This window comes from Mycobacterium gordonae (assembly GCF_002101675.1).
GTDB lineage: Bacteria > Actinomycetota > Actinomycetes > Mycobacteriales > Mycobacteriaceae > Mycobacterium > Mycobacterium gordonae.
Map to the genome: position 1 here is coordinate 1 of NZ_LQOY01000043.1, position 6,320 is coordinate 6,320.

A 6,320-nucleotide genomic window follows, 5' to 3' on the forward strand; every position below is an offset into this window, starting at 1 on the left:
GCACCATGTCCTCTTCGACGGGTATGGCGCCTACAATTTCATCCGGCACATCGCGGCCGCCTACTCGGGATCGGTCGGGGGACACCACCGACGTCAACTTCTCCGAATGCCCTGAGCCGCAACGCTGATCGCCAGCATCAGCAGTCTCGCGTTGTCATGCCGATGCCGCGTGACAACAGATAATCGTGCGCGGCGCCCCGACCGATCGAATTTCAGAGAGCGGCGAACCAGCGCTGTTGGCGGGTGCGGGCGAATTCAGCTTTCTCGGCGACAAATTCGGTCGAGGGGCCTCGCAATACCCCGGTCGGCGTCGGACCGCTGAGGAAGTCCGCGTGCATCTTAGCGACTTCTCCGCGGCCAAACTCCATAAAGCAGTCCCCCGCTCCGTCGTAGGGGCCGGGTGGGGGAGTGCCGCGCAAGTCGGCAATGATATTGTCAGCGACGAATTGAGCGGCACGCTCGGCGAACGTGCCGGCTTTTGCAGTAAACGCCGCAGCGACATCGCCCAAGGCATAAACACCGGAAAACCGAGTGGCCAGGTTGGTCTTCTCGACGGGAATCCATCCGTCTGGTGCCAGCTTGGAGTCTGCCACGACCTTCGGAGCCCGGTGCACCGGGATACCGATGAATAAGTCATAAGGAAGTCCTCCGCCCTCGGCAAACTGGGCGACTTTGTCTGCTGTGTTCAGCTGGCACACCGTCCGCTTTCCGACGAAGGTGATTCCTCGCGCGGTCAGGTGCTGCAGAATCGGTTCGGAAACCTCCTTGGCGACCGGCACTGGGGCGCCCATAAAGCCCGTTACGGTAATGCTCACCTGCTCACCTAAGCCCCGGGTGGCGAAATAATCCTCAAGCAGGAAGGCCGCCTCGAAGGGTGCGGGTGGGCACTTGTACGGCTCGCCGAGGACGCTGATCACAATATTGCCGCCCTGAAAAGTCGGTAAGGCGGCACACAGGCGTTCCGCACCGGCCAGTGAATAGTACTCGTAACCATCCTCGGCGAATCCCGGGGTCGCCGCTGGATCATATTGCGCCCCCAAGGCCACAACAAGGATGTCCGCCTGATAGGAACCAGCTTCGGTACGTACGTAGCGGTTTTCTGGGTCAATCGCGGTGATGACTTCCTGCCGGAACTCAACACCTGGGCTGGCGAACGACGCGTATGGCATCCGCACCTCGTCTTGACTGCGTTTGCCGAGTAGCACGTCGAGCTTGGAGAAACCGAACGAGAAGCAATCGTTGCTATCGATCAGTGTCAACCGCACGTGGTCGGCCAGCGACTCGGATAGTCTGGTAGCGAGTTCAAGCCCGCCGAACCCGGCTCCTAGGATCACTACATGCGGCGTCATCGGTTCCCTTCCCGCTGCGGTCGTGTGTTGTCGTTACCGGTGTTACCCCAATGGGCGCGCATAAACAGGCTCTTCGCAATTCAGAGCGCTTGACGAATTGATGGAGCGCTGCTCCCGCGCTAGCAGGGGCTATGCGGATCGCAGAAGCAGATCGGCATGCCGGTGGCCTCGGTGATCTCGGTGTATTGCGCCATCCCCTGCTGGGTCCCCGATCGGCGAGCGACGCCAGCTCTCCGGGATCTCGGGGACTTTGGCCGACATCGCTTCGGCCAGTGTCTGCCGTGTGTTCGCCGCGCAGGTGCAGCAGCACAACAAAAGCGGTGCTGCGCTCGACGAAGGGGGCGATCGCGGAGCCCCGAGGCGGTGCTGCCCGGCACCGAATCCCCTCCGTAAGACTGTTGAGGGCCCACGAGGGGCCGGATAGGGCCGAGATCGCCCTGCGCTGTGGAAGTGACCGTTGCGGCGTCTGGTGGCGTCGGTGTTGCTGGCGCAGTCGAGGAAGTAGGTGGCGCCGAGGTCGTGGTAGGGCATGGCGATGCTGAGCATGTGCCAGATGCGCGATACCTTGCATCAGAGAATTCGCGCTGACGGCTCGCGATTCGAGAGGAAGCCGCTGCGAGCCGCATTACAGCTTCAGGGTGTGTGGCAACCCCGCTAGGCTTGGCCCCCCACCGGCTGCCGCGGATCGCCTTCGGCCGGGTCGTTTAAGTGGCATGCGGCCCTGGTGCGGAACGGCTCGATCAGCTGGGCAAGATATGCCACGGGGTAATTGGGTTTCGCCGCCATTCCGAGGTCGTCGGTACGAAACCGGCGGTGGGGGTCGAATGAGAAGGTGCGCAGGGCGTGATCCCAGGTCAGTGTGAATAACCCGAAGTTGACGTCGCCCACACCAGCCCATTTCAGGTGGTGAAATCGGTGGCCTTCATTGAGCGCCAGAATTAAACGTAGCGGGCCGATCTGGTAGTCGGCATTGGAGTGTTGTAGCAATAATTGGACAGCGATACATACCGCCAGCGCCTCGGCCACCGACGTGGGCATTCCCATAATGACTAAAGGCGCTGTGCCTGCGGCTAGTTCGACTGCGCCGTGCGCGGGATGCTTCATCAGGCCATTGAAGCCGTAGAACCGTTTCACGCTGTGGTGTACCGCATGCAGTCGCCACAGCCAGCCCACTCTGTGACTGACCATATGCGCCAGCGTGATGCCGAGATCGGACACCAACACCGCCAGCAGCACCTGCAGCGCGAACGGCGTCGATGCCGGCCACCAGTGATGAAAAGGGCTCAATAGCGCCGTCACCGGGATGACCAGGACAGTCACCAGGGTCGCGGTCTCGTTGATGAACGCATGCGCCGCGTCGCGGCGCACATCACCGAGTGAGTCGTTCCATTCCTGGTCGTAGGGCAGGGCGCGCTCCACCGCAAACGATAATCCAATTGCCGCGGTGATCAGCACGACCATCCACAATCCGGCCCAGGGTGTGCGGGCTACCGCGATCGCAACACCGTTGATCCCGACGAGCATCAGCGGCACGTACCCGTACCGCGCCAATGTTTTGACCATGGATGGAAGTCTTGAGGCTGGGCGGGGGGTGAGGCATGTACAGATCCGTCGACTTGCACGGTTGAGCACCGGTGGATACTCGAGTGTGTGATGTGGTCTGGCGCGGCGGTCATTGAACCGGGCCGCCTTATCTACGGTGGGCAACTGGGAGCCGCGCACATGCATGCCCACGCCGCTGTCCAGATCGCCGCAACCACCTCAGGGGCTATCGCCTTCATCGACGGCGCCGGGCGGCGGGCGCGGGGGCTTGCCGGGGTCATCCCAGCCGGTGCAGCCCACGCCCTCGACGCCGGCCCCGCTACGGGGCTGATGATCTATCTCGAGCCCACTAGCGCTACCGGTCGCAGGCTGGCCGCGTTGTTGGCTCCGGGTGCCCGTGAGGATGCACGAGCCTGGCTGGCGGCGGCGAGGCGGGTTATCAATCCGACGGAACAACAGGACCTTTGCTCCGCAGCCGGTGCGGTAGTAGAGCAACTATGCGGTTCCGGTTCGGTGGTGTCGAATGAGGGCGCACCGCACTCCAGCGTGCGCGAGGCGATCGACCTTCTGCCCAATTTGCTGTGCGGGCCGGTGCGGCTCACCGACGTGGCGCGTGCGGTGCACCTCTCGGCTGACCGGCTTGGTCGTCTGTTCGCCCGCGACGTCGGCCTGTCATTTCCCGCCTATGTGCGGTGGGCGCGGCTCATCCGGACGATGGAAGTGGCCCGCAGCGGGGGGACCCTGACCGACGCGGCTCACGCCGCCGGATTCACCGACAGCTCACACGCCAACCGGGCGTTTCACGAGATGTTCGGTATCGCCCCGTCCGCCGCGTATAGCAGTGTGCGCCTGCAGTGATCGGCCGCCGCGCGATGCCCGCGCAAGTTGACCGATCAGGCGCTGGGGTGTGACCGCAATAGTGTTTTTTTAAAATAGGACCGGATGGCTTCCGGGCAACACGGCGGCCGGGGTCGAGGATCGTTTTGCACTAGGTTGTGCTGAGGCTCGCTCTGGGGGCGCTTGGCGCAAACGTCGGCATCCTCTCTGATCACTTGCGTCCCGGGAGGTGCCTTATCGCGCGGCAGAGCTTTGGTGTTCCCACAGACGTCGCCAGTCCTGTTCTTCTTGTTGTTTGTCGTGATGCAGTTCGTTCGACGGCGCGGTGAGGTGGATGGCGGGGTGGGGCAGGGTGAAGAAGTCTCCTTTGCCCTGGGCGGAGGTGTGTGCGCCGGTGTCGATGTAGCAGTACCCTTCCCCCGAGAGAATGCCGGTGTTATTGGTCAGCTCGAGGTAATGAAGTGCGTTCTCAGCGGCGGCCTTCGCTCCGTTTCTGGCGAAGATCGCTGCTTTGGGCAGGGGTCGGCCGGATGGTGAGGTGACCGTAGTGATGTCACCGATGGCAAAGATGCCGGGGTGCCGGGTTTGCATTGTGGTGGTGTCGACACTGATCCAGCCGGGCCGGTCGAGAGCGACAGCCGGTTCGTGCGGGGGTATGAACATGAGCAGGTCAAAGTCCACGGCGGCGCCGTTTTGGAATGCGATCAACTGATGGTCAGCGTCGACGTGCGAGACGCTGTGTTCGCCGTAGAAATCGATGCCGTCGGCGTTGAGTAGTGCTACGAGTTCGGGGCCAGCATAGGGGCCTGCCGAGGGCATGGGCTGGGCCTCCGGGCTGTAGATCGAAATTTGAGTCGCGGCGCGAGAGCCGTTCTCGGTGAGGAGATCTGCAGCCAGGAGAGCGCCTTCGTAGGGGGCGACTGGACATCGGTAAGGCTGGGAGGTGACCAGGAAGACTAACTTGCCGCCGGTGAAGGTCTGCAGTGCGCGGTGCGCGTCAGCGGCCGCGTCGGCGCTGTAGTAGTGCACCGCCACGCCGGCGGCTACAGCGGCTTGCAATCCAGGGACTTGGTCGATGGCGTTGCGAGCACCAGCGGCGATGATCAAGGCGTCGAAGGCGATCGTGGTGGCGTCGGCCAAGGTGATGGTGCGCGCGCCGGGGTCGATGCGGTGGACCGAGCCGGTAATGGTCGTGACTTCGGACAGTGCGTCGGCAGCGGGGCGGATGGGCACGCTGTCCTGGTCGCGCCAGCCGCGCATCACCCACGGTAGGGTGAATCCGAGAAAATGCGAGAAGTCTTCGTCGATAACGGTGATGTCGAGGGCGTCAAAAGCGACGTTGGACTCGGTGAGTTCGTGGATGACACTGAGTCCACCGATGCCGGCGCCGACGATAACAAGCTTTTGCTTGGTGTGCATTTGTTTCCCCATCTTTCTTCTGTCTGGGCCGAGTGTGCGAACTGAGTGTCAAGAGGGTTGTCGCAGCACTGGATCGGCGGGTACCCGGCCTTTGACGGCAATGACGTGACGGCTCGCAGCTGGCGCCGGTGGTCGTGGCGAAGACGCGGCATTGCACGGCATGCACACACGCTGGTGACGCATTAATCACGGCGCGCCGCCGGGGCAGCGGGATGAATTGAGCTGCGGTCCAGCTCGCACCGCATCAGACAACGATGCCGATGCCGGACGACCGCGTCGAGCGATGTGTCTGAGATTGCCGCGGGGTGGTTTGGCGGGCGCCCACCGCGCCCAGGACGTGCGCCACGGCGCCTCCCTCGGACGGGGTCCGCCGCGGTAGTGCTTATTACCTACCGCCGGCGAGGCAGCTTGCGTGCGGCGGCGCCCTGTACCGCATTGACAGCGGCCTTTAGCCGGCGGACTTGCTGGGAGTTGCGCACTTCGCCCGGTTTGGGCCGATGATTCTCGTCCCTCGTTGAGGATGGCCAAGCTCATCGGCTGCCTATCAGCGGCCGACCCAGTCGTCTCGGGGACGTCGCCGAGCCGAAGTTCGTAGATTTCAGGGCATCGGACACACCGGGTCAACCCCATCCGCACCGCCAAATCAGCGTGAAGTGAGCTTGCCATAACCCTTTTATACCATACCCCCTACGGTATTACGGCGACAGGGTTGATGCGTCGAACGCCGCGGCGGACGCCCGCGGCCCGGTATCAGAAGCGCGCACGGAGAACCCGAAGGCTGTACGGATTATGTTGGTGCGCATCGCAATCTAGCCCGAATCCATCGGGTTAGAGTTGGCGGGAGACCTTAAGAGGTGTTAAGGCACTGGTTCCTCGCGTACACCTTCTCCTCATGCTTGCCGGACCCAGACCATCCGGTAGTACTGGCCTGTCCCGTCGTTGTCGGGGCTGCTTGCCACCCTTACCGGCGTCTCCCGGTTCGGGCTACCCGCAGCTTCGCTATGCTTCTGCGACAGCACAACGGCGCGGGTCTCTCACTTCCGCGCGATATCAAGATCGGCCCAGACCGGCCGCGGGTCGTGTGGATTCCATGTCGGTGTAAGGACTCAGGACATTCTTGACGTTTTGTCGTCAGGAGATGCTTGACGGCTTCTGGGGGTTGGCTCCTGCGCC

At 63.0% G+C, this 6,320-nt stretch carries 4 protein-coding genes; 1 reads left to right on the top strand and 3 read right to left on the bottom strand.

What is annotated here, in order from left to right; genetic code table 11:
- Positions 1-212: 212 nt before the first annotated feature.
- Positions 213-1,349, bottom strand: coding sequence for an NAD(P)/FAD-dependent oxidoreductase (locus AWC08_RS07890; RefSeq protein ID WP_065133247.1), 1,137 nt, complete (start codon positions 1,347-1,349; stop codon positions 213-215).
- 654 nt (positions 1,350-2,003) lie between these two features.
- Positions 2,004-2,912, bottom strand: coding sequence for a sterol desaturase family protein (locus AWC08_RS07895; RefSeq protein ID WP_055576573.1), 909 nt, complete (start codon positions 2,910-2,912; stop codon positions 2,004-2,006).
- 90 nt (positions 2,913-3,002) lie between these two features.
- On the opposite strand from AWC08_RS07895, the gene AWC08_RS07900 reads away from it, so the two are divergent.
- Complete coding sequence (locus AWC08_RS07900; RefSeq protein WP_055576574.1) at positions 3,003-3,749, top strand: helix-turn-helix transcriptional regulator; 747 nt, start codon at positions 3,003-3,005, stop codon at positions 3,747-3,749.
- 213 nt (positions 3,750-3,962) lie between these two features.
- On the opposite strand, the gene AWC08_RS07905 is transcribed toward AWC08_RS07900, so the two are convergent.
- Positions 3,963-5,147: an NAD(P)/FAD-dependent oxidoreductase gene (locus AWC08_RS07905; RefSeq protein WP_055576577.1), complete on the bottom strand. Its 1,185-nt coding sequence runs from the start codon at positions 5,145-5,147 to the stop codon at positions 3,963-3,965.
- Between the last annotated feature and the right edge of the window lie 1,173 nt (positions 5,148-6,320).

Coding starts and splice junctions, on each gene's coding strand:
- AWC08_RS07900 (WP_055576574.1), top strand. CDS start 3,003: ATGTGGTCTGGCGCGGCGGTCATTGAACCGGGCCGCCTTATCTACGGT.
- AWC08_RS07890 (WP_065133247.1), bottom strand. CDS start 1,349: ATGACGCCGCATGTAGTGATCCTAGGAGCCGGGTTCGGCGGGCTTGAA.
- AWC08_RS07895 (WP_055576573.1), bottom strand. CDS start 2,912: ATGGTCAAAACATTGGCGCGGTACGGGTACGTGCCGCTGATGCTCGTC.
- AWC08_RS07905 (WP_055576577.1), bottom strand. CDS start 5,147: ATGCACACCAAGCAAAAGCTTGTTATCGTCGGCGCCGGCATCGGTGGA.